Origin of the sequence: Tenacibaculum halocynthiae, assembly GCF_964512825.1 — a bacterium.
Lineage (GTDB): Bacteria > Bacteroidota > Bacteroidia > Flavobacteriales > Flavobacteriaceae > Polaribacter > Polaribacter halocynthiae.
This window is the reverse complement of record NZ_CAZELG010000002.1, coordinates 1-23,886: the sequence shown is the minus strand read 5'-3', so window position 1 is coordinate 23,886 and position 23,886 is coordinate 1. Positions and strand designations below refer to the sequence as shown.

At 29.3% G+C, this 23,886-nt stretch carries 20 protein-coding genes; 15 read left to right on the top strand and 5 right to left on the bottom strand.

Annotation, left to right across the window (positions count from 1 at the left end; all coding sequences use genetic code 11):
• Window positions 1-4 precede the first annotated feature (4 nt).
• Genes ACKTTQ_RS00125 through mraZ form a run of 3 tightly spaced genes read right to left on the bottom strand, consistent with a single transcriptional unit; the run spans window position 5 to window position 1,690 of the window.
• Window positions 5-334, bottom strand: coding sequence for an FtsL-like putative cell division protein (locus ACKTTQ_RS00125; protein WP_093868637.1), 330 nt, complete (start codon window positions 332-334; stop codon window positions 5-7).
• Between the two features lie 5 nt (window positions 335-339).
• Window positions 340-1,236, bottom strand: a complete 897-nt coding sequence (gene rsmH, locus ACKTTQ_RS00120; protein WP_408048108.1) for a 16S rRNA (cytosine(1402)-N(4))-methyltransferase RsmH — start codon at window positions 1,234-1,236, stop codon at window positions 340-342.
• Entirely contained in the window at window positions 1,223-1,690 is a 468-nt protein-coding gene (mraZ, locus tag ACKTTQ_RS00115; protein ID WP_408048107.1) for a division/cell wall cluster transcriptional repressor MraZ, read from the bottom strand. Before mraZ ends, rsmH begins: the two co-directional genes overlap by 14 nt.
• 203 nt (window positions 1,691-1,893) lie before the next feature.
• Between mraZ and ACKTTQ_RS00110 the strand changes: the two genes are divergently transcribed.
• From ACKTTQ_RS00110 to ACKTTQ_RS00065, 10 genes are all read left to right on the top strand, one after another.
• Window positions 1,894-2,658 carry an alpha/beta fold hydrolase gene (locus tag ACKTTQ_RS00110; RefSeq protein ID WP_093868634.1) on the top strand — a complete coding sequence of 255 codons (765 nt, stop codon included), beginning with the start codon at window positions 1,894-1,896 and terminating at the stop codon, window positions 2,656-2,658.
• A 16-nt stretch (window positions 2,659-2,674) separates the two neighbouring features.
• Window positions 2,675-3,286, top strand: coding sequence for a ribosome biogenesis GTP-binding protein YihA/YsxC (yihA, locus tag ACKTTQ_RS00105; protein ID WP_093868633.1), 612 nt, complete (start codon window positions 2,675-2,677; stop codon window positions 3,284-3,286).
• A gap of 25 nt (window positions 3,287-3,311) precedes the next feature.
• Window positions 3,312-3,998 (top strand): RluA family pseudouridine synthase, encoded by a 687-nt coding sequence (locus tag ACKTTQ_RS00100; RefSeq protein ID WP_093868632.1) that lies wholly within the window; start codon window positions 3,312-3,314, stop codon window positions 3,996-3,998.
• 26 nt (window positions 3,999-4,024) lie between these two features.
• Window positions 4,025-5,056, top strand: a complete 1,032-nt coding sequence (locus ACKTTQ_RS00095) for an alkane 1-monooxygenase (protein WP_408048106.1) — start codon at window positions 4,025-4,027, stop codon at window positions 5,054-5,056.
• Window positions 5,057-5,061: 5 nt separating this feature from the next.
• Entirely contained in the window at window positions 5,062-6,435 is a 1,374-nt protein-coding gene (locus tag ACKTTQ_RS00090; protein ID WP_408048105.1) for an aldehyde dehydrogenase, read from the top strand.
• 7 nt (window positions 6,436-6,442) lie between these two features.
• Window positions 6,443-7,180 (top strand): nitroreductase family protein, encoded by a 738-nt coding sequence (locus tag ACKTTQ_RS00085; protein ID WP_093868712.1) that lies wholly within the window; start codon window positions 6,443-6,445, stop codon window positions 7,178-7,180.
• 548 nt (window positions 7,181-7,728) lie between these two features.
• Window positions 7,729-8,421, top strand: coding sequence for an ABC transporter ATP-binding protein (locus ACKTTQ_RS00080; protein ID WP_299136709.1), 693 nt, complete (start codon window positions 7,729-7,731; stop codon window positions 8,419-8,421).
• Between the two features lie 25 nt (window positions 8,422-8,446).
• Window positions 8,447-10,945, top strand: a complete 2,499-nt coding sequence (locus ACKTTQ_RS00075; protein ID WP_408048104.1) for a TonB-dependent siderophore receptor — start codon at window positions 8,447-8,449, stop codon at window positions 10,943-10,945.
• Window positions 10,946-10,950: 5 nt separating this feature from the next.
• On the top strand, window positions 10,951-12,396 hold the full coding sequence (locus tag ACKTTQ_RS00070) for an ABC transporter permease (protein ID WP_113786942.1): 1,446 nt from the start codon (window positions 10,951-10,953) through the stop codon (window positions 12,394-12,396).
• A gap of 2 nt (window positions 12,397-12,398) precedes the next feature.
• Entirely contained in the window at window positions 12,399-13,739 is a 1,341-nt protein-coding gene (locus ACKTTQ_RS00065) for a DUF3526 domain-containing protein (protein ID WP_408048103.1), read from the top strand.
• A 42-nt stretch (window positions 13,740-13,781) separates the two neighbouring features.
• Here ACKTTQ_RS00065 and ACKTTQ_RS00060 read toward each other — a convergent pair whose 3' ends face one another.
• Window positions 13,782-16,166: a penicillin acylase family protein gene (locus ACKTTQ_RS00060; RefSeq protein WP_408048102.1), complete on the bottom strand. Its 2,385-nt coding sequence runs from the start codon at window positions 16,164-16,166 to the stop codon at window positions 13,782-13,784.
• A gap of 268 nt (window positions 16,167-16,434) precedes the next feature.
• Here ACKTTQ_RS00060 and ACKTTQ_RS00055 point away from each other — a divergent pair, with 268 nt between their 5' ends.
• Window positions 16,435-16,758, top strand: coding sequence for a hypothetical protein (locus tag ACKTTQ_RS00055; protein ID WP_093868623.1), 324 nt, complete (start codon window positions 16,435-16,437; stop codon window positions 16,756-16,758).
• Window positions 16,759-16,870: 112 nt separating this feature from the next.
• Window positions 16,871-18,205, top strand: coding sequence for a sigma-54-dependent transcriptional regulator (locus ACKTTQ_RS00050; RefSeq protein WP_408048101.1), 1,335 nt, complete (start codon window positions 16,871-16,873; stop codon window positions 18,203-18,205).
• Here the strand turns inward: ACKTTQ_RS00050 and ACKTTQ_RS00045 are convergent.
• Window positions 18,198-20,603 (bottom strand): hybrid sensor histidine kinase/response regulator, encoded by a 2,406-nt coding sequence (locus ACKTTQ_RS00045; RefSeq protein ID WP_408048100.1) that lies wholly within the window; start codon window positions 20,601-20,603, stop codon window positions 18,198-18,200. The two genes, ACKTTQ_RS00050 and ACKTTQ_RS00045, sit on opposite strands and share 8 nt — an antisense overlap.
• A gap of 170 nt (window positions 20,604-20,773) precedes the next feature.
• Here ACKTTQ_RS00045 and ACKTTQ_RS00040 point away from each other — a divergent pair, with 170 nt between their 5' ends.
• The 3 genes from ACKTTQ_RS00040 (at window position 20,774) to ACKTTQ_RS00030 (ending at window position 23,783) form a co-directional block, all read left to right on the top strand.
• Window positions 20,774-21,901 carry a DegT/DnrJ/EryC1/StrS family aminotransferase gene (locus ACKTTQ_RS00040; RefSeq protein ID WP_408048099.1) on the top strand — a complete coding sequence of 376 codons (1,128 nt, stop codon included), beginning with the start codon at window positions 20,774-20,776 and terminating at the stop codon, window positions 21,899-21,901.
• Window positions 21,902-22,132: 231 nt separating this feature from the next.
• On the top strand, window positions 22,133-23,149 hold the full coding sequence (gene galE / locus ACKTTQ_RS00035) for a UDP-glucose 4-epimerase GalE (RefSeq protein ID WP_408048098.1): 1,017 nt from the start codon (window positions 22,133-22,135) through the stop codon (window positions 23,147-23,149).
• A 76-nt stretch (window positions 23,150-23,225) separates the two neighbouring features.
• Entirely contained in the window at window positions 23,226-23,783 is a 558-nt protein-coding gene (locus ACKTTQ_RS00030) for a hypothetical protein (RefSeq protein WP_408048097.1), read from the top strand.
• The last annotated feature ends 103 nt before the right edge of the window (window positions 23,784-23,886 follow it).

The following is a 23,886-nucleotide window of genomic DNA, read 5'->3' as shown; positions in this document are numbered from 1 at the left end:
TTATTTATTCTTTTTTTAAGGTTACTTTAATTTTTTTTGGGGGAGTTTTTGCCGGCTTAAGTTTTTTTCCTTTCACCTTTTTACGAATACTACTTTCTAACTTCATCCGCATTAAAATAGTACTCGTATCAACATTTTCCGCCCTTAACCGTCTTTTCTCTCTATTCAACTCCGCTATCTTTACCACCTTTGCATCTGCACTATGCGCGCTTGAAATCATGATAAGCAATAGCCCTACTATAAAAATAAGTATTCGCCAGTTTTTAAAAGCACTTTCATCAGTAAGAAAACTACCTCTCAAAACATCATAAACACTTCTTCTAACTTTAGACATAAAAACTATTTTAGCGTTGCTATCCTCAACTTAGCACTCCTAGCCCTATTATTCTCTTTTATCTCTTCTCTAGTAGGCACAATTAACTTCCCCACCTTTTTTAAAGGAACACTTATGTTTCCAAAAAAATCTTTCTCAGGCTCACCACTAAACAATCCAGTTCTAATAAAGCGCTTAACCAACCTATCCTCTAAAGAATGATATGCTATTACACTTAATCGTCCTTCCTCATTTAACAACTGCGGCATTTGCTGCAAAAACTCCTTTAACACCTCTAGTTCTTGATTTACTTCTATACGAATAGCTTGAAATATTTGAGCCAATATCTTATGCTCTTTCGCCTTAGGAAGAAACCTTTGTAAAACCTCTTTTAATTGAAAACTTGTTTTCACTTCTTCTACCTCTCTAGCCTCAACTATTGTTTTAGCCAATACCTTAGCATTTCTAAGCTCTCCATACAAAAACAAAACATCAGACAACTCTTGCTCTCCGTAAGTATTTATAATTTTCCTAGCTGAAAGCTTTGACTTCTGATCCATCCTCATATCCAAATCAGCATCGAACCTTGTTGAAAAACCTCTTTCAGCAGCATCGAACTGATGAGAAGAAACCCCCAAATCAGCCAAAACACCATCAACCTTCTTCACTCCATAAAATCTCAAAAACCTAGATATAAATCTAAAATTCTCACCTATCAACACAAATCGGTCGTCTTCAATTTTATTAGCATGCGCATCTGGATCTTGATCAAAAGCAAACAACCTCCCATCCTCTCCCAAGCGACTCAAAATCTCACGTGAATGACCACCTCCACCAAATGTAACATCCACATAAACACCATCTTCTTTTATATCAAGCGCATCCACACTTTCCTTCAATAACACTGGACTATGATAATTCATCTACCTCTGTATTTCCCATCACCTCTTCTGCCAAATCTGCAAAATCAACAACAGCTTCATCTATTACTTTTTCGTACTCTACTTTATCCCAAATCTCAATAATATTAACAGCAGAAGACAAGACAAGCTCTTTACTCAAACCTGCAAACTGACATAAATCTTTCGGGATTAAAATCCTCCCAGAAGCGTCAACCTCCACTATCTTTACCCCCGCAGTAAATCTCCTTATGAAATCATTATTCTTTTTAACAAAACGATTCAACTTATTCACTTTACCCATCATCAAACCCCACTCTTTCATCGGATACAACTCCAAACATGACTGAAAAACAGAACGCTTAACAACAAAACCATCTTGTAACACTGATGATAATTGCTTCTTAAAAGCCGATGACATCATCAACCTTCCTTTAGCATCCATCTTACACTCATATGTCCCAATTAGGTTTACCACTTAATAAATTGATAGTTTGCATCAAAAATATAAAAAAATTACCACTTTTTACCACTTTACCCCACTTTGTTAATAAGTTTTACCACAACACTTAAAACACTGATAACAAACACCTTTACACTATCTCTTCTAATGAAAATAATAAAAATGAAAATGTGCTAAAAAAAAACTACATTTGTCGATAAGTCAAATCAAACTTTTTTATGACTGAATTTTTAAAAAAAGAAGGCAAATTTACATACGCAGAAGCTGGAGAAGGAACACCGATCATCGTTTTACACGGGCTCATGGGAGCATTGAGTAATTTTGACGCAACTTTTAGCTATTTATCAAAAAAAGGATATAAGGTTATAATTCCTGAACTCCCTTTATATTCACTTCCTCTACTAAAAACAAACGTTAAAAATTTAGCTAAGTTTATATATGAATTTATTGAATTCAAAAACTTAAAAGATGTTGTTTTATTAGGTAATTCATTAGGAGGCCATATTGCTTTATACTATATTAAACACTATCCGAAAGACATTGCTGCCCTAGTTTTAACTGGTAGTTCTGGTTTATATGAGAATTCAATGGGGAATAATTACCCTAGACGTGGAGATAAAGAATTTGTTAGAAACAAAACTCGTGATGTTTTTTACAATCCTGAGATAGCAACTGATGAACTTGTTGATCAAGTTTATGAAGTTATTAATGATAGAAATACATTAATTAGAACATTAGCTATTGCAAAAAGCGCTGTAAGGCATAATATGGCGAATGATTTGCCAAATATGGAACAACCAACATGTTTAATTTGGGGAAAACAAGATACAGTAACCCCTCCTGAAGTTGCTGAAGATTTCCATAGATTATTACCTAATTCTGATTTATATTGGATAGACAAATGTGGTCATGCAGCAATGATGGAGACACCTGAAGAGTTTAATCGTCTTTTAGAAGAGTGGTTAACAAAACGTAATATATAACAAGCTATTTATTTACATGAAAATCAAATCAGCTGATTTTATAATGAGTAACTCTAATGTTACTAAAGCCCCAAAAGATCGACTTCCTGAGTATGCATTCATTGGCCGATCTAATGTAGGTAAATCTTCATTAATCAACATGTTAATGGAGCGTAAAGATTTAGCTAAAATATCTGGAAAACCTGGAAAAACTCAACTTATTAATCATTTTAAAATTAATGACGAGTGGTTTTTAGTGGATTTACCTGGATACGGTTATGCCAAAGTTTCTAAAAAGAAAAGAACAATCTTTCAATATTTTATTGAAAATTATTTTAAAGAAAGAGAACAACTAGTATGCACCTTTGTTTTAATTGATAGCCGCCATGATCCTCAAAAGATCGATTTAGAATTTATGCAATTCCTTGGCCAAAATCAAATTCCTTTTTGTATCGTTTTTACTAAAGCAGATAAATTAGGAAGTTCAAAACTAAACAAGCAAATTACGTCTTATAAAAAGAAGCTTTTAAACACATGGGAAACACTTCCTAATTCATTTATAACTTCATCTTCAACTGGGCTTGGACGTGATGAGTTTTTAAGTTTTATTGAACAGGTAAACCATGATGTAGCTAAGGATTTTAAATAATTGGTAGCTACCTCAAAGTAACAAAATGCATTCAACCAAAGAAACCCTTGAAGTTTTACACGAAGACAATCATTTAATAATTGTTAATAAACGTTCTGGAGACATTACTCAAGGTGATAAAACTGGAGACAAACCTCTAAGCGATGTTGTTAAAGAATACATTAAAAAGAAATATAACAAACCTGGAAATGTATTTTTAGGAACGGTTCATCGGTTAGATAGACCTACTTCTGGTGTAATTATTTATGCTCGCACTTCGAAAGCTTTAGAGCGATTGAATAAAATGTTACGTGATAAAACCATAAAAAAAACATACTGGGCAGTTGTAAAACAACAACCAAAAAAAGAAAGTAACACTTTAATTAATTACCTTAAAAAAAATCCAAAGAACAATAAATCTTCAGCATACGATAAAGAAATTAAGGAAAGCAAAAAAGCTATACTTCATTATAAGACCATTAAGCGTTTAGACAATTACTCTTTATTAGAAATTGATTTAGAAACTGGTCGACACCATCAAATTAGAGTGCAACTTTCAAACATTGGAAGCCCTATAAAAGGAGATTTAAAATACGGATTTAACAGAAGTAATAAAGATGGAAGTATTCATTTACATGCACGAAAAATTGAGTTCATTCATCCTGTAAATAACGATTTTATTAAAGTTGTAGCACCTACACCTAAAGATTCAATTTGGGATGCTTGTATGTAATTTGTATATTTAGACAAATTTCAACAATGAAAGCCTTCAAGTATTTATCTATTTTAGTTTTACCACTAACAGTATATATTTCTTTTACACAAAATGGCTTATTTACTTTTTTACCACTAATTACATTTTTTGGGCTTGTACCTTTTTTGGAACTTTTTTTTTCTCCAGATAAAAAAAACCTCACACAAGATCAAGAAGATATAGAAAAAGAAAATAAGATATATACTGGCATCTTATACTTCACCGTTCCTTTACAGTTATTCTTTTTAGGATGGTTCTTTATTATAATGCAAGATCCTAACCTTACATTTACAGATACTACTGGTAGAGTTTTTGCTATGGGATTAATGTGTGGTGTTATAGGTATCAATGTTGGCCATGAACTTGGTCATCGAAATAATAGATTTGATGAATTTTTAGGAGAAGTTTTATTACTAACCTCTTTAAACACTCACTTTCTACCTTATCATAATGCTGGTCATCATTTTAATGTGGCAACCCCTAAAGACGCAGCTACTGCAAGAAAAAATGAAATAATTTACCTCTTTTGGTTTCGCTCTCATTTTCAAAGTTATTATCAGGCTTGGAAAACAGAAAGCATACGATTAAAAAACTCAGAAAAAAGCTGGTTTCACTATCAAAACAGAATGTTAATCTATACTTTTTGTAATATTATTTTACTAGGTAGCTTATTCTTTTTCTTAGGATTAAAAATGCTTCTTATATTTTTAATCACAGCAATAATAGGAATTTTATTACTTGAAACTGTAAACTATATTGAACATTACGGACTATTACGTAAGAAAAACGAAAGAGGAAGATATGAGCGTGTTAAAAGAACACATTCCTGGAACTCTGATCATGTAATCGGGAAAACAATGTTGTTTAATTTATCTCGACATTCAGATCATCATTATAATGGAAGTAAACATTACCAATTATTAAAATCATTACCTGAAAGCCCACAAATGCCTACGGGTTATCCTGGAATGATGCTACTAGCTCTATTTCCTCCATTATGGTTCAAATTAATGAATAAAAAACTAGAAGAACTCTAAGCAAAATGAACATCCCTCAACTTATTCAGCATCAAAGAAAATTCTTTACAAGCCAACAAACTAAAGATGTAGCATTTAGAAAAAATATCTTAAAGCGCTTATTAAAAGAATTAATAAAAAGAGAACGTGAAATTATTAAAGCTTTGTACAATGATTTTAAAAAACCGGAATACGAAGCAGTAATGACTGAAATTTCTATTGTGATTTCTGAATTAAGGATGACTATTAAAAATATTCATTCTTGGAGTAAACCTAAACGGGTTTTACCTTCTATTTTAAACTTTCCATCTTCTGCTAAGATTTACAAAGAACCTTATGGAACAGTTTTAATTATTGCTCCTTGGAATTACCCATATCAATTGGCTTTTTCTCCTTTAATTGGAGCTATCGCTGCTGGAAATACAATTATTGTAAAACCTTCAGAATTAACACCTAATACAAGTAAAATAACTAAAGAAATTATTGAAAATGTTTTTGACATCAACCATGTTACTGTTGTTGAAGGTGGTGTACCAGTTGCTCAGGAATTATTAGCACAACGTTGGGACTATATTTTTTTTACAGGTAGTGTTCCTGTTGGAAAAATTGTTGCTAAAGCAGCTGCTGAGCACTTAACTCCCGTAACATTAGAACTGGGAGGTAAAAGCCCATGTATTGTTGATGACACCGCTAATATTAAATTAGCCGCTAAACGAATTGTATGGGGTAAATTTATTAACGGAGGACAAACGTGTATTGCTCCAGATTATTTATTAATTCATAAAACAGTTAAAGATAGTTTTGTTCGTTATTTTAAAGAAGAAATATCAAAAGCTTATGGTGATAATCCTAGTGAATCTCTAGATTACCCTCGTATTGTAAATGCTCGAAATTTTGATCGTTTAGCTAAAATGTTAACCAATGAAAAGGTATTAATTGGTGGTGAAACCAATAAAGATAGCAACTATATTTCACCTACCTTGTTAGATGAACCTAGCTTAGATAGTGAGTGTATGAAAGGTGAAATTTTTGGACCTATTTTTCCAGTTATTTCTTATGAAAATGAAAATGATATTGAAAAAATTACTTCTAATTATGACAAACCTTTAGCATTATATGTATTTACTAATCGTAATTCTTTTGCTAAAAAAATCATAAAACGTTATTCATTTGGAGGAGGTACTGTAAATGATACTACTGTACATTTTGCAAATAACAGATTACCTTTTGGTGGAGTTGGTGAAAGTGGAATTGGAGGCTACCACGGAAAACAAACATTTGACACTTTCTCTCATAAAAAAGGAATAGTAACAAGAGGCACATGGTTAGATATTCCTACTCGATATGCTCCATATAAAGGAAAATTAAAACAACTTAAAGCTTTAATGAAACTTGGATAACCCTATTATGACACAACAAAAAACAGTATCAGAAGCTATTAATTATCGCCGTTCTGTAAGAATATATGATGAAAACAAAACAATTGATTCTTCTATTGTAAAAAAATGTATAGAACAAGCTAGCTTAGCTCCTACTAGCAGTAACATGCAACTATGGGAGTTTTATCATATAACCTCTAAAGAGGTTATTACAAAAATAGCTCCATTGTGTTTTAATCAAAACGCCGCAAAAACAGCACAAGAATTAGTTGTTTTTGTAGTTAGAAAAGATTTATGGAGGAAACGCGCAAAAGCTAATTTAGATTTTATGGATGAAGCCTTTGGGAAAAACACTCCAAAATCCAAACAAAGTAGTAGAGAAAAAGTAGCAAGAAACTATTATGGAAAACTCATTCCATTTGTATATTTTGATTTCTTCGGAATTTTAGGCATATTTAAATACCTGTTAACTTTAATTACAGGACTATTTAAACCAATATATCGTGAAGTTAAAAACAGCGACATGCGAATTGTTGCTCATAAAACTTGTGGTTTAGCTGCTCAAACTTTTATGTTATCAATGGCTTCAGAAGGGTATGATACTTGCCCTATGGAAGGTTCAGATACTTGGCGTATAAAACGTGTTTTAGGTCTACCAGTTAGTGCAGAAATCAACATGATTGTTTCTTGTGGTATTAGAAAACCTGAAGGTGTTTATGGAAAACGCTTTAGAATACCTTTTGACGAAGTTTATAAAAAAATTTAAGTTTTTAATACCAAAAATCAGTTCGGATAAAATTTTAAAACCACAATTAAGCAACAAAGTTGCGTTAGGGGAAAAAATGTATATCTTTGCCATGTGAAAAAACACAAAAAAATAGTAGGCAAATTTTTTTTAGGACTCATGATAATGATGCACCTATCTACTTTTTTTCACTCTTTTTTTCATCACAATTCAACAAAAGTTACATCTTCTAAAAATATTGTTAAAGTTAGCGATTCTGAAAACGAGTGCTCTTTCTGTTATTTAAATCTAAACAATTTATATACGAATATTGATAAACAACAATATTTTATAAATACTTTTTATCAAAGATTAAATGTATACTATATAAATTCACATTTTACAACTTCCTTTATAGGAGCTGAAAATTCGAGAGCACCACCATTTTACTTATAATATACCATTCCTTTTATAAAGCAATTAATATATAATCAAACTTTTACTTATTAAGTATATATAGAATATTTTTTATTCGCTTTTTAATCTAGGAAATTCTTTTCACAAAACAAATTATTACACAAACCTACTCAATGCTACAAGCCATAAACCTATCTATGTGCTATGGGGATAAACATGCACTAAAAGATTTAAATTTTTCAGTAGCTCCAGGAGAAATATTTTGCCTACTAGGGCAAAATGGTGCTGGTAAAACAACCACCATTAATATTTTTTTAGGACTATTAAAACCAACGTCAGGAACCGCTACTATAAACAACAGCTCTTCTCTTAATAATAGTAACGTAAGAAAAAAAATAGCTTATATACCTGAAATAGTTCAGTTATATAGAAATTTAACTGGGCTGGAGAATTTAAACTTCTTTAGTCAATTAGCTGGTTTTAAATATTCAGAAAAGGAGTTAATTACTTTTTTAAACACCGTTGGACTTCAAGAAGAGGCTCATCGAAAAAAGTTAGCTACTTATTCAAAAGGGATGCGTCAAAAAGTGGGTATTGCTATTGCATTATCTAAAAATGCTAAATATATTTTAATGGATGAGCCTACTTCTGGTTTAGACCCTAAAGCTTCTTTTGATTTTACAGAAATCTGCAAAAAACTTGCTAAAAATGGAGTAGGGATCCTTATGGCTACTCATGATATTTTTAATGCGGTAAATGTAGGATCTAGAATAGGTATCATGAAACAAGGCACAATAGTTCATACAGCTGAAACTTCAACTATTAACGCACAACAATTACAAGAATTATACATCAAAACAATATAAAATAATTCCTTTTAAATATAGCAACATGAAAATTAATAAATTAATTCTATTCGCAATAACATTTTGCGTGTATCAAATAGCCTACTCACAATCTAAAATTAGTGGAGTTCTAATAGATGCCAATAAGCAACCTATTTATGGAGCTACAGTTATAGTAATCAAAAACAATAACAAAACTCATACTGCATCTGACCTTGACGGAAAATTTTATCTTGAAACAAAAAAAGGTGGATTGCATACTATTCAAATATCTTATGTAGGTTACAAAACTTACCAACAGGAAATAACAATTACATCAAAACAAAATTATGACCTAGGAAAAATAATACTAGCTTTATCTAATGAGTATTTACAATCGGTTGAAATAATTGGTAGAACAAGAAAAGATTATAACAGTGATTATTCTTTTTCAGCAACTAAAATAGCTATCAAAAATAAAGAACTACCACAAGCTGTAGCTAGTGTAACTAAAGAACTTATTTCTGATCGTTTAGCTTTTCAATTACCAGATGCTGTAAAAACAGTAAGTAATGTATCTGCTACTGGCTTGTACAATCACTACAATATTAGAGGTATTACTCAGGCTGATGATGGTCAAATAGTTAACGGTATGCGTACTCGTCAGTATTACTTTTTACAACCAATAACATCACATTTAGAACGTGTAGAAGTTATCAAAGGACCTTCTTCTGTAACTTTCTCTAGTTCTGATCCAGGAGGAACTGTGAATATGGTTACAAAAAAACCATTATTAGAAAAACGTAGTGAAGTTTCTTTAGCTACTGGAAGTTTTGGAACAATTAGAGCTACCGCAGATTTTACTGGGCCACTAAACGAGTCAAAAACATTATTATATCGTGTTAACGCAGCTTTTCAAGAAGCAGATTCATTTAGAGATGTTGTAAATAACAATGCCATTTTATTTTCTCCTTCTTTAAGTTACATACCTAATGAAAACACTTCATTTAATGTAGAATTGATTTACAACAATGCCGAAGGTAATTTAGATAGAGGTCAGCCAATTTTTGGAGCAATAAATGGTGAGTATGATATCAATAGTACACCTATTACAATGAATGTTGGCGCATCAAACGACCATTACAAAACAAAAGAGCTAACATTTATGGCTAGCTTCAATAAAAAATTTTCTGAAAACTTTGGTTTTAATGCTCAATATATGAAGCAAACTTGGGATGAAGATTTAGCTGAACACAGAATAGACGGTTCAGCTGTTGACATTAATGGTACTATAATTCCTACACTTGCAAGAATGAGATATGATAAAAGGCAACAGTTTTGGGAAACAGATAACTTTAGTGCATATTTTAATTACGATATTAAAGCAGGAAACATTACTAATAAAATATTGATTGGTTATGATGCTTCACGTTGGGAAAGAAAAATTGGAGCAGGATTCAATAGAGCAAGACGCTATTTAACAGTTAGTGGTGGTCAAGCTAATTTTAACCCAAGTAACGCAGCTAACTTTCAACAAATGGTTGTAAATGGTGTAACAATGCCAGTCCCTGCTGTTCCTCATTTTGATTTAGAAAACCCTTTTAACGGTGCAAGAAACACAAGTGCTTACAATCTTTCTGAATTAACAATTCCTGCAAATTTAAATTCATCTGATGGAATATACATTCAAAATCAATTTAAGATTGGAAAATTCTCCGCATTAGTAAACTTAAGATATGAATGGTTTTCTGATATTTTTAATTATAAAGCGGATGAAAAAGAATTTAAAACAAATGCATTTGTACCAAGAATTGGTTTAACTTATGAAATCACTAACAATATTAGTGCATATGGAACTTATTTAGAAGGTTTCCAACCTCACACAAATACAGTTTCATTATCGCCAACAGCAGAAGGTTTCTTTTGGGCGGCTTCACCAAGCAGGTTCGATCCACTAGAAAGTAGTTTAAAAGAAATTGGTGCAAAAGGAGAATTTTTAAATGGTAGAATATTTGCAAACATTGCTTTGTTTGATATTACTCAAAAAAACATCTTATTAGGTAATACTTATGATTTAGATAATTTAACAACAAGAGGTAAGCAACGTAGTAAAGGTTTTGAATTTGATGTTTCTGGTTATATTACATCAAATTTTCAACTTACAGCTTCTTACGGTTATACAGATGCTAAAATTGTAGAAGATGCAATACCTGAATTTATTGGAGCACGAATAGGAGGAGCTCCAAAGCATAATGCAAACTTCTGGGGTCGTTACGATTTTAACAATGAAGCTTTAAAAGGTATTGGAATAGGTTTTGGTGCCCAATATGTAGATGAAAGATATACTTGGTACAACCCTACATATGCTATTAATAGAGTATTATTACCAGATTACACAGTTTTTGATGCTGCTGTATATTACAAGCCAAATAATACAAGTATGCAATTAACTCTTAAAGTAAACAATTTATTTAACAATACTTATTGGTTAGGAGGTTTGAATCCTTCAAGATTAGGTCCAGGAGCTCCAAGAAACTTCATGCTAAATGCTACCTATAAATTTTAATTACCATGAAAAGTAAACTTGTTATTTTAATAGCAAAGCAATTTTTTAAAAAGACCTTTATTACTAAAGGTCTTTTAGTGCTTTTATTTATTTATTTAGCAGTTTTAGGGTATGTTACTGCTAATAGTTGGGCCGCTTTTGAAAAAAAGCATCATTCAGTAGAACATCATCAAGAATCTTCAAGAAAAAGTTGGGATGAAAATCCAGACAAACATCCACATAGAATGGCACATTTTGGGTCATTCGTTTTTAGGGCACAACATCCTTTAAGTATTTTTGATTCTGGACTAGAAAGTTTTACAGGTAATTCTATTTTTTTAGAATCTCATAGGCAGAATACAGCAAATTTTTCTGAAGCAAGTTTATCTACAGGCTTAGTTCGTTTTGGTGATTTAAATATCACCATGTTATTACAGCTAATTCTACCTTTAATAATATTCTTTTTGGGATACGCTGCAATTACTTCAGAAAAAGAAAACGGAACGATTAAAATAATTTATATTCAGGGGGCTGGTATTAAAGAAATACTTTTGGGGAAATCTTTAGGATTATTTTTAGTTTCTTCACTTTTCTTTTTACCATCTTTATTTTCTTTATGGGGAATTTCTTTTATAGAAAATGATACAATCAATAGTGCAATAACTACAAGATCATTGTTAATAACCGTTAGTTATATTCTGTTTTACATGATTTTATGTTGTGTAACTGTAGTATTCTCAGGAAAGAGTCAAAACTCAAACAAAGCACTCTTAAGTTTATTAAGTGTTTGGTTATTGTTTTTCATTATCGTTCCTAAAATGGCACAAGTTGTAGGAAATTCAATATATCCTAACCTTTCAAAAATTGAATTTAAAGCTGCTATTGAAGAAGAAGTTTCTAAAATTGGTGATAGTCATGATCCTGATGATCCATATTTCAATTCACTCCGTGATTCAGTTTTAAAGGTACATAAAGTTACAAACATAAAAGATTTACCTTTTAATTATAGTGGGTTTGTAATGAGTAAAGGAGAAGAACAATCGTCTACAATTTATAACAATCAACATAAAAAATTGATAAATACTTATAAAAAACAAAATAGCATCTCTAATGGATTGGTATTGTTGAATCCGTACTTAGCGATTAAAAATTTGTCAATGAGTTTTTCTGGGACTGATTTTGACACCTATGTAAATTTCTTATCTCAAACAGAAAAATATAGATACAAGCAATCGCAATACATGAATAAACTTCAAATGAAATTTATTAGTAATAAAGCAACAAGCAGTGAAGGGAAAATTAATGTTATTGATAGGTCCTATTGGAAATCTGCTCCTAAATTTAGTTATAGGTATATTCCGATTCAGAAAATCATAAAAAATCAATTATTAGCTATTTCTACATTGTTTTTTTGGTTACTACTTGTACTAATTTTAATCACTAAGTATTCTAAACGTTTTAAAATTATTTAACCATGTATTCTTTATTAATTAAGCATTTTTTTAAGTCAAAAATAGTAGTATTAGCTTTTGGAATCTTAATGGTTTTAGGTTTTTTGAGTATAGGAACAGGAAAACAATTTTTAACACAAAAACAAGAAGTAATTGCCAAAGCCAAAATTGAACAAAAAAAACATATTAAAATACAGACGAATCTTCATAAAAACGATTTAGGATTACTTTTATATTATTTAAAGTTTTCTTACATCAATCCTGTAAGTTCTTTAGCTGGAATATCTATTGGCCAAAGTGATTTGAATTCTCATATACAAAATGTTACTATTTTAAACTTAGAAGGCCAAAAGTACAATACTGACTTAGTAAATCCAATGCGTTTACTTGTTGGGAATTTAGACATTAGTTTTCTCATTATTTTTCTTTTCCCACTAATTATTATCGCGTTAAATTTCAATATTTTATCGGAAGAAATAGAAAAAGGAACTTGGAAAATGATTACTATTCAAGGAAAATCATCATTCAACTTTTTGTTAAAGAAATTCTCTATAAGAATTGGTTTCGTTTTTATTATTTTAGGGTTACTTTTTTTATTCGCTAAGATTATTTTAGAAATTTCTTTTAGTGTAAATTTTCTAAAGATTATTATAATTAGCTACTTGTATATTTCATTTTGGTTTGCCATTTGTTTTTTTGTAATCATGTTTAGAAAATCTTCAAATACAAATGCAATTGTATTACTATGTAGCTGGTTACTTTTAGTAGTTTTTTTACCAGTTTTGGCAAACAATTATATAACAAACAAATATCCAGTAGATGAAGCATTTACAATGACTATTAAGCAAAGAGACGGATATCACAAAAAATGGGATACCGATAAAAAAGAAACTTTAGATAAGTTTTATGCACATTATCCTCAATTTTCAGATTATAAGTTACAGGAAAAAGGTTTTTCTTGGTTGTGGTATTATGCAATGCAGCAAATGGGTGATGATGAGTCAAAAAAAGAAAGCAACTCCTTACGCGAAAAAATACTTAAAAGAGAAAAACTAAGTAAACAAATAGCACAGTTTTTCCCTCCTATGCAAACTCAGTTAGTTATGAATGATATTGCTGGAACAAGCCTTACTAATCATATAAGTTTTTTAAATGCAACCACTGAATTTCATGAAAAACTACGTTTAGAATTTTATCCAAAAATATTTGATAAAAATTCAGCAAATAGCGTTAATTGGAATAATTTTACACCTGAAGTTTACAAAAAGAATAGCTCTACTTCTTGGGTAAAAAACATACTTCCAATCACTATAATTACTTTCCTTTTATTACTATTTGGAATTATAAAGTTAAGAAAGATTTAATTTTATAGCCTAATCATATTTTTATTATGATTGGGCTATAATTTATTTCTTTGGTATAAAAATTAACACATTTTCACTCTTCTGTATCTCCTGTTGATTCAATTTCATTTTTACAAACTTCCCATCTAAATATTTCTGTGCTTGATTTTTATAGTACGAACTAAATACATTTCCTGATTGCCCTGTTGGTAAAATAGCCATACTGTTTTCTACATCTGAAAAATCAATAATTCTTCTAGTTGATGGCCCAGCACTTACTTTATAATATCCAGTACTATCAATTTTATAAATCTGATTGTTAATTACTTGATCGCCCCCTATAGTTTTAAAAGGACCTACATTAAACAGCTTACGTAAAAGCCCTCCTGCTTTACCTATAGCATGCTCATATTCTACAGATGCTACTCTTTCCCATCTCCAATCATCAACATTTTCTCCTAATTGATTTTGTAAAAACAGTATTGCTTTCTTAAATGATTTCGTAACTATCTCTTCCTTTGTTTCTATTTTATCTTTCGTTGTAATATCATCCCACCAAACTGATACTTTCTTTTTTACTTGACTTGCTACTACTTTTTCTTCAAGAGGAGTACTTACAAATTGCTCTAAAGCATCTCCCATTTCATCTTTAAAAGTATTTTGTACAAACTCATACCATAAACGATTATAAACAACGGGAGCTACTTGTTCTTTTTCAAATACTCCATTCCATGTTTTTAATATTTGTAGTGCTTTTTTTTCACTAGGAGATAATTTAAATTTGTCAATGCTTTTTATCAAATGACCAATAACTTCAGGAGCTGTTACTGAAGTTACATCATATATCATTTTAGCTACATCTTCTTTTGTGAAATCATTTTTAGCATCTAGTAAATTCTCTATTCTTCTTGCTCTATTTTCAGGTAAATAATAACCGGGATATAGCATTCCAGCAATAGAATCTGGTTGATTATTTGCTGAATACACATAGTTGTTTTTTGGATTTATTGCTTGAGGATTTTCCTCAAAATCCAAATAACTCAATATCTCATCTTTTCCAGAAGCGCCATCTAAAATTAATTTAGTATTTAAACTGTCTCTGTATTTATATAACTTCCCTGATGCAAACCAGGCTATATTATTTTTAGCATCACCATACATAATATTCAATCCAGGTGCGTGTAATTTACTAGCTCCTTTTTTAAAATCAGATAAAGAGTTAGCATGAGACATTTCATAAGAAACATCTAATAACTCATTATTTAACTTCGTATAAATCCACTGCATAGCTATAGGACGAGTATCATCTAGAAATTCAATCAATCCATTCATTATTGGACCGTGCTTACTAACCTTTACTTGATATGTAGTGTCTTTTTCTCCTTTAACTTTTATGGTCTTATTTATCAATTTATACTTTTCATAACCTAAAGGTGTTTTATATTCTAAAGCATTATCTGGGTTATTTTGTTCATAATAAAAATCTACATCATCATTTTCAAACATTGTTAATCCGTAAGCATAATCTTTATTATGACCTAATAAAGGAAATGGAGTTAATGCTAAATTAAAACCATACATTTCATAACTAGGCGTTTTAATATGCGATTGGTACCATACAGAAGGTTGAGAAAACCCTATATGTGGATCATTAGCAAAAATCACTTTTCCTTTTTTAGTTTTTTCCGGTCCAATGACCCATGAATTACTTCCAATAAATGGAGATACTGGTAGCTTTTCTAATAAAGTATTAATTGCTTTAGCAAAACCAGCTTTTAATTCAGGATTTTTTTCGTTTTTAATAACTGTTAAATTATCAAACGTAGCTCCATTAAGTTCATCGAAATAAGCATCTCCTAATTTTTCCTTCACTTCAGTTAATAAAGGATCTGTTTTATGAGCAACAGCAAAACTAAACGCCATATAACCATACACATTATAAATATCACTTAAAGTGTACTCTTCCTTATCTACACCTACCATATAAAACTCTAAAGGTGTTGCTCCTTCTTGCATAAATTGATTTATTCCATCTAAATATGATTGTGTTAATTGATATGATTGTGAGTTTTTATCTAATCTTTCAATTGTTTTTTTTGTTGCTTCCTCAATTCCTAATCCAGAAAAAAAAGTGTCAACTCGTAATAATTCTTTTCCAAAAATTTCAGATAATCTACCCGCAGCTATTCTTCTTATTAGTTCCATTTGCCACAATCTATCTTGTGCATGAACATACCCTAAAGCTTTATAGGCATCTTTTTCATTTTCAGCATTAATATGTGGAACTCCAACTTCATCATAATATACTGTTACTTTTTCAGATATGTTGGCTAAAGCTACTTCACCATTATACACAGGCTTTAAACTATTGGTAAACAACCAAATCCCTATAAATAGTAAAATCAATAAAACTAAAATTACCTTTAATAATTTTTTAAACACAGTCATAAATCTGTTTTTCATCAAATATAAAAGAAATTTAGTTTGTTTATTATACGTCTTAACTTTTTAGCTTGGGTTTTAACAGTGTATTTTTTACACACTCATAATTTTATAATACACACTTTTTACACAAAGTATAAATAGCAAAAAAACACCCAACAAAAAACAAAGCACTGAAAGACAATACATTAAAAACTTTGAAGGTAATCTTAAAATACGATGGCATGTTTATTTCAATATCTAATGCAAATAATAATTATAAACTATTTAAGTCATGAAAAAATTAATTTTAGCTACAGCTATTTTTGCAGGAACAGTTTCGTCATATGCTATTACTAATAATGAAACACCACTTACAAACACCACATATTGTTTTAAAAACGATTCTTTTAAAGAAATCTCATTAGATAAATTGCCTTCTGCTTTAAATAAAGCTCTAAAAAAGGATTTTACTACAGCAAAAGTAAATAAAGCATATATTAATCAACACAATCAATACAAACTAGAACTTAGTATTAATAAAGAAATAAAAATTATTTATGCTGATAAAGATGGTAATTGGTTAGATGAAAAAGAGATAAGTAATCTTAAAAAATAATTTTCTGTTTTCCTTTCAATTTTCTCTTAAAAAGAGCGTTTTAAATAAAACGCTCTTTTTTTTATTCTATAAAGAGTAAACCTCACTAACTTAATAAGAGTATAACCATTTTATGAACAAGATTTTATTAATTGAAGACGATATTACTTTTTCAAAAATGTTAAAACATTTTCTTGAACGTAACCAATACATCGTTGACATTAGTTATACTATTAAGAATGCCTTTACTTTATTAAAAAAAAACTCCTACAATTTAATTTTTACAGATCTTCGTCTTCCCGATGGTGATGGTATTAACTTTTTAAAACAAGTAAAAAAAAACAATAACATTCCTGTTGTACTAATGACAAGTTATGCTGAAGTTTCAACAGCTGTTCAAGCAATGAAACAAGGTGCTTTTGATTATGTTTCTAAACCATTTAACCCTGATGAAGTTATTGAAGTAATAAAAAATGCTTTAGAAGAAAAATCAAAAAACAATATAATAACCAAAACACTAATACAAGAAAAAGGAGAAAACAACACTCAATTTATCAAAGGTATTAGTTCAGCTTCAAGAGCTTTATATGAGTATATTGATTTAGTAGCACCAACTAACATGTCTGTACTTATTAACGGTCAAAGTGGTACTGGTAAAGAAGTTGTTGCTAAAACTATTCATAAACAAAGTACACGAAAAAATCACCCATTTATAGCTGTAGATTGTGGAGCTATTCCTAAAGAAATTGCTTCCAGTGAGTTTTTTGGACACAAAAAAGGTGCTTTTACTGGCGCTACTAACCATAAAACTGGTCACTTTGAAGCAGCTAACAATGGAACTCTTTTTTTAGATGAAATTGGAAACTTAAGCTATGAAAATCAAATACAATTATTACGCGCTTTACAAGAGCGTAAAATAAAACCTGTAGGAAGCAGTGAAGAAATAACTGTAAATATTCGATTAATCACAGCAACTAATGAAAACTTATTAAAAGCTGTAGAAGAGGGTGATTTTCGTGAAGATTTATATCATCGTATTAATGAGTTTTCTATTAAAACACCTAGTTTAAAAGATAGAAACGATGACTTAATTTTATATGCTGACTTTTTTCTTAACAAAGCCAATCAACAACTTAACAAATCTGTTATTGGTTTTTCACTACAGGTTTTAACTATATTTCAATCTTATCATTGGCCAGGTAACCTAAGAGAATTATCAAATATAATTAAAAGAGCTACACTTCTAACTCAAACTAAAATCATAGAAAAACATACACTCCCTGACGAATTAATATATGTGGAGGAAGAAAAATCAACTTCAATTAAATTCTCTACAAAAGAAAATGAAAAGAAACTTATTTTAAAAGTTTTGGATAAAGTAGGAAATAATAAAACTAAGGCCGCTAAACTTTTAAACATTACAAGAAAAACTCTCTATAATAAAATAAACGAATACAACCTTAATTGAGGTAATTTTCAAGTTCTAAAACAAAGCATTCCAAATTTGCTTTAAAATTTTCATATATAGAATCATTTATTCTTGTGGTTGTTTCAAAAGCTTCTAAGAATTCTACAATATCAGTTGCTTCAATTTGTTTAAACATACTTAACATTTTATGACTGACATTGTTAAAACTAACTATGTCTTCTTCACTAATAGCCTTTTCTAAATTTGCACTATTTTTTTTTGTCTCCTTCAAAAAAAGAGCTAACATATTTTTTACTTCTGTTTCATCATTATTAAGAAATTCTTTCAAGGACAGAAAGCTGAAAGTTTTCAGCTTTAATTTACTTGGTGGTTCTAGATCTTTTTTACTAAAAAAACTCTGAATCAAGTACTCTAATTTAACCATTGAAAATGGTTTTAATAATATATCAGAAAAACCAATTTCTATATATTCTTTTTTAGAAAAACTCGTTCTACCAGTCATAGCTATTATTGGTTGCTGCTTGTACGAACTCATTTTTTTTAGCGTTTCCATAAATTGTATTCCATTCATTTTTGGAAGTTGTATATCTGTTAAAACAAAGTCATATACTAATTCATTAATACTTTTAAGAGCATTTTGTCCGTTAGTAAATAGAACAACTTGTATCCCTAATTGCTCAAAAATATTTTTTAAAAGCTCTCTTATAGTTACATCATCTTCTACAACTATAGCCTTTAATTTATTTTTAAATTTTATAGGTTGCTTCTTTTCTTCCGGTAAGGTATTTTCTGAAAATCGTATTGGGATTTTTAAAATAAAAACACTTCCTTCACCCAAACTACTTTTTAAAGTTAAAGTTCCTCCTAATAATTCTGTAAGTTTTTTAGAAATAGTTAAGCCTAAACCAAATCCTTTTTTCCCTTTTTCATTTAATTGTAATTGTGAAAAAGGCTTAAATATTTTTTCTTGCTCACTTTCATCTATTCCTAATCCAGTATCACTAACTGTAACTTCTAAATATTTTTTATTACTTATAGTTTGAAGTTTAGCTTCAATTTTTATAACGCCATTGTTTGTGAATTTACAAGAGTTAGTTACTAAATTATAAAGGATTTGTTTTATTCTAAAAGGATCACTCAATATATTTTTATTAAAAGCTTTATCGGATTTTAAAATAATTTTAACGGGTTTTTCTTTTATTAAGTTTTTAGCATTTTCAAACACTTCATTCAAAAGCTTTTCTATGTTAAAAGGAATACACTCAATACCTATTTCTCCATTTTCAAGCTTTGAAAACTCTAATAAATCTTCCACTAACTTTCTCATATACACTGAGGCAGTTTGTATATGAGTTACTTGATTCTTTTCTTTAGTATTGTTTATTGACTTTTGTAATAATTCACTGTAACCAATTACTGTACTTAAAGGAGTCCTTAAATCATGGCTTACCATTGAAATTAATTGTTCTCTACTTTTTAAAAGTGAAGACGTTTTAATATTTGCATTTTCTAACTCTATTCTATAATGTTGACTCTTCCAAAAATCATTTAGTATAATAAATGAAAAGAAAACGATTATAATAAAGCTAACTCCACCAGCTAATAAAATAATATTCTTGCTTCTACTTAGCATTTTTTGATGTTGATTATGAATATTACTTGAATAAGAAATGATGCTTTTTTCTAAACTATTAAGCACCTCTATAAGCTTTCTCGAGATTATTAAATCGTTCTCTACTAGCTCTTTTTCTTTTACTCGTAAAAATCTCTTTTTATTATTACTCTGCTTTTGAGCTTTTTGTAGTATTATTTTAGAAATAGATACTAATGAATCTATTTCTTTCTGATTTATATTTTTATCTTTATTATCATCATCAAAACTATTAATATATTTAAAATACTCTTCTAAACTTTGTTTTGTGCTTTTATCAAAAAACTTTGAGTTTTCAACAAACTCTTTAGTTGTAATTTTTCCCAAAAGAGTATCTATAGATCTAAGTTTATTGATAGCTTCATTTATAGATTTATCAGAATTATTTCTTCTAGAAATTCTATATAAACTAGTTATATTTTTATACTTTTTATTGATGCCTAATTTTATACTATCTAAAATACTCTTTTGCATAGCATTTTCTATTATAAAATTAAGTGAATCAATTTTTAACAACAATAATTTATTTTCTGTAGTATACTCATTAATTTTTTTTGCAGAATTTAATTGGATAGCTGCTCTCCCTAGATTTTCGTTTTCATAAATACTAGCAATTAAACTACTTGTTTTTAGTATTCTTTTTTTATCAGCAATACCCTCTTCTTGAATATAAATAAAGGTTTTAATTTCAGAAAACAATAATGCTCCAGAAATAATTGCTAGAAACCCCAGAATTATATATCCCATTAAAACCTTAAACGTTATTTTATGCTTTAATAATTTCATAAAAACAGTATAAAAATATTCGAATTATTCTTTTGTAACAACAACGATGCATTCTAATCTTTGTTGCTTAAAAACACCATATCTGCTAACATTACTTGTATTAATATATAATTAGTAAAAACAATAAAAGATTGTTTGTATTTTTGTAATTATAAAAATTCATTCTACCAATGAAAAAAATACAAATGGTTGATCTACAAGGTCAATATCAAAAAATAAAAGACGTTGTTGATACGTCAATTCAGGAAGTTTTAAATTCATCAGCTTATATTAATGGGCCTTATGTTAAAGAATTTCAGGCCGACTTAGAAAAGTATTTAAACGTTAAACACGTTATTCCTTGTGCTAACGGAACTGATGCTTTGCAAATTGCAATGATGGGATTAGGATTACAACCTGGTGATGAAGTTATTACTGTTGATTTTACTTTTGCTGCAACTGTAGAAGTTATTGGTTTACTTAAATTAACACCTATATTAGTTGACGTTGAACTTGATACTTATAACATAGACATTGAAGCTCTTAAAAAAGCTATAACTCCAAAAACAAAGGCTATTGTTCCTGTACATCTATTTGGTCAATGTGCTAATATGGAAGCTATTTTAACTATTGCTAAAGAGCATAATTTGTTTGTAATTGAAGACAATGCTCAAGCTATTGGTGCAGATTACACTTTTACTGATGGAACAAAAAAGAAAGCTGGTACTATGGGGCATGTGGGTACTACTTCATTTTTCCCATCAAAAAACCTAGGATGCTATGGTGATGGTGGTGCTATTTTCACTAATGATGATGAATTAGCACATACATTAAGAGGAATGGTAAATCATGGAATGTATAAACGTTATTATCATGATGTTGTGGGAGTTAATTCACGTTTAGATAGTGTACAAGCTGCAGTTTTAAAAACAAAATTACCTTTACTAGATAATTATTGTGAAGCTAGAAGAAAAGCTGCTTCGTATTATTCAAATTCATTTGCTAACAATTCAAGTATTGTAACTCCAGTTATTAGTGACTTTACCACACATGTTTTTCATCAATACACTTTTAGAGTTACAAACGGTAAGCGTAATGAGCTACATAAGCACCTACTAGATAATGGAATTCCTAATGCTATTTATTACCCTGTTCCTTTACATGCTCAAAAAGCATATCAGGATGATCGATATAATGAAGAAGACTTTAAAATAACTAACCAGTTAATTGATGAAGTAATTTCATTACCAATGCATACAGAATTAGATGAGGAACAATTAGTATTTATTACTACTACAGTTTCTGAGTTTTTAAAATAACCATTTAATTTGTCAATCGAAGAAGAACTTAACTTCAAAAAATCATTAAAAAAGATATAGTTTACATTTTTAATAGGATTTATTTGAAATTAAGTTCTTTTTATTTTTTCAAAAAATACAGCAAACTTGCTATAACTTAGTAAATAGAATATTCAGATATACTATTAGTTATAATTTTTTTACATAGTAATTATAAATAATAGCAAACAAATTCACACAAAAAATAAAGTCATGAAAAAAATTTTAGTTACTGGAGGATTAGGGTTCATTGGTTCTCATACTGTAGTAGAATTACAAAACTCTGGTTTTAAAGTAATTATTATTGATGATTTATCAAACTCAAAAATTGAAGTTTTAGATAATATTACAGAAATAACAGGAGTAAAACCAGAATTTTATAAGCTTGATCTAAAAATAAAATCTAATGTTCTAGATTTCTTTAAAAATAAAAAAATTGATGGTGTTATTCACTTTGCTGCGTTTAAAGCTGTAGGTGAAAGTGTTCAAAATCCATTAGATTATTATGAAAATAATATTGGAAGTTTAGTGTACTTATTACAGGGAATGCGTGATAATAATATTGACAACTTGATTTTTAGTTCTTCTTGTACTGTATATGGACAATCAGATGAGTTACCCATAACTGAAAATGCTCCAATTAAAACTGCAGAATCTCCATATGGAAACACTAAACAAATTGGAGAAGAAATAATTAAAGAAAGTTGTAAAGCTTATGCTATGAATGCAATTGCTTTAAGGTATTTTAACCCTATTGGAGCGCATCCAAGTATTAAAATAGGTGAATTACCTTTAGGTATCCCTCAAAATTTAATTCCTTATATAACACAAACTGCTGCTGGGATAAGAAAGGAATTATCTATATTTGGTAATGATTATGAAACTCCTGATGGAACTGCTATTCGAGATTACATACATGTAGTTGACCTTGCAAAAGCACACATAGCTGCATTAAATCGTCTATTAGAAAAAAAGAATACAAAGTCTTTTAACTTTTTTAATATAGGTACTGGAATTGGCACTTCGGTTTTAGAAATTATTAAAACTTTTGAAAAGTGCACTGGTGTAAATCTAAATTATAAGTTTGTTGCTAAACGTGAAGGAGACGTTACTAGTGCATTTGCAAGTACAAAAAACGCAAACGAACAACTTGACTGGAAAGCTGAAAAAAGTTTAGAGGAAGCTCTACTATCAGCTTGGAAGTGGCAACAAAAAAGCAATAATGTATAGAATAAATACTATCTATATAGTATCGTGAAAACTATTATCGTCTATACTTATACTAAAAAAATCAATAAACTATCTAATGAATTATTCAAAACATTGTGATTTATGTAAAAATAAACAAATGGAATTGAAAAATGGATTGATATGTAGTTTAACAAATAAAAAACCTGATTTTAAAATATATTGTACTAAAATTGATTTTAGTAAAGATTTACAACAAATATTAGAATCAGTTAATATAGAACTAGAAGTTATAAAGAAAGATAAAATATCAATTTATTTAAGTTTTTATCTTTTTTCAACAATTGGAACTTTTATTATATTTGGTGGAATATCTCTTTTAAAGTCTACTGAAAACAGCCGATATGCCATTGAAATTGTATTTCTGGTAATTAGTCTTGGTATTAGCATATTTACAATAACATATCATAACATTAAAAAATACAGAAGAAAACTACATAATGCAAAATTTGATAAATATGAAATAGATTCTTTTCTTAAAAAATATAGGATTGAATATACATCAAAAACAAGTTTTAATGATAAAGTTCACGGTACTCAACAAATAGATATTGAAATAAATTTCTTTAATAAGACAAAAAAATCAACTAGATCTTCTTATAACATAGATTGCTAATCTTATATTCAAAAGTATTATAAACTAATAGAGTCTTTCCAAGCTAATACTCCCCACAGTATTGAACTACTGCTTACTTAGGTTGTGTTTAAAAAGTAAGGTA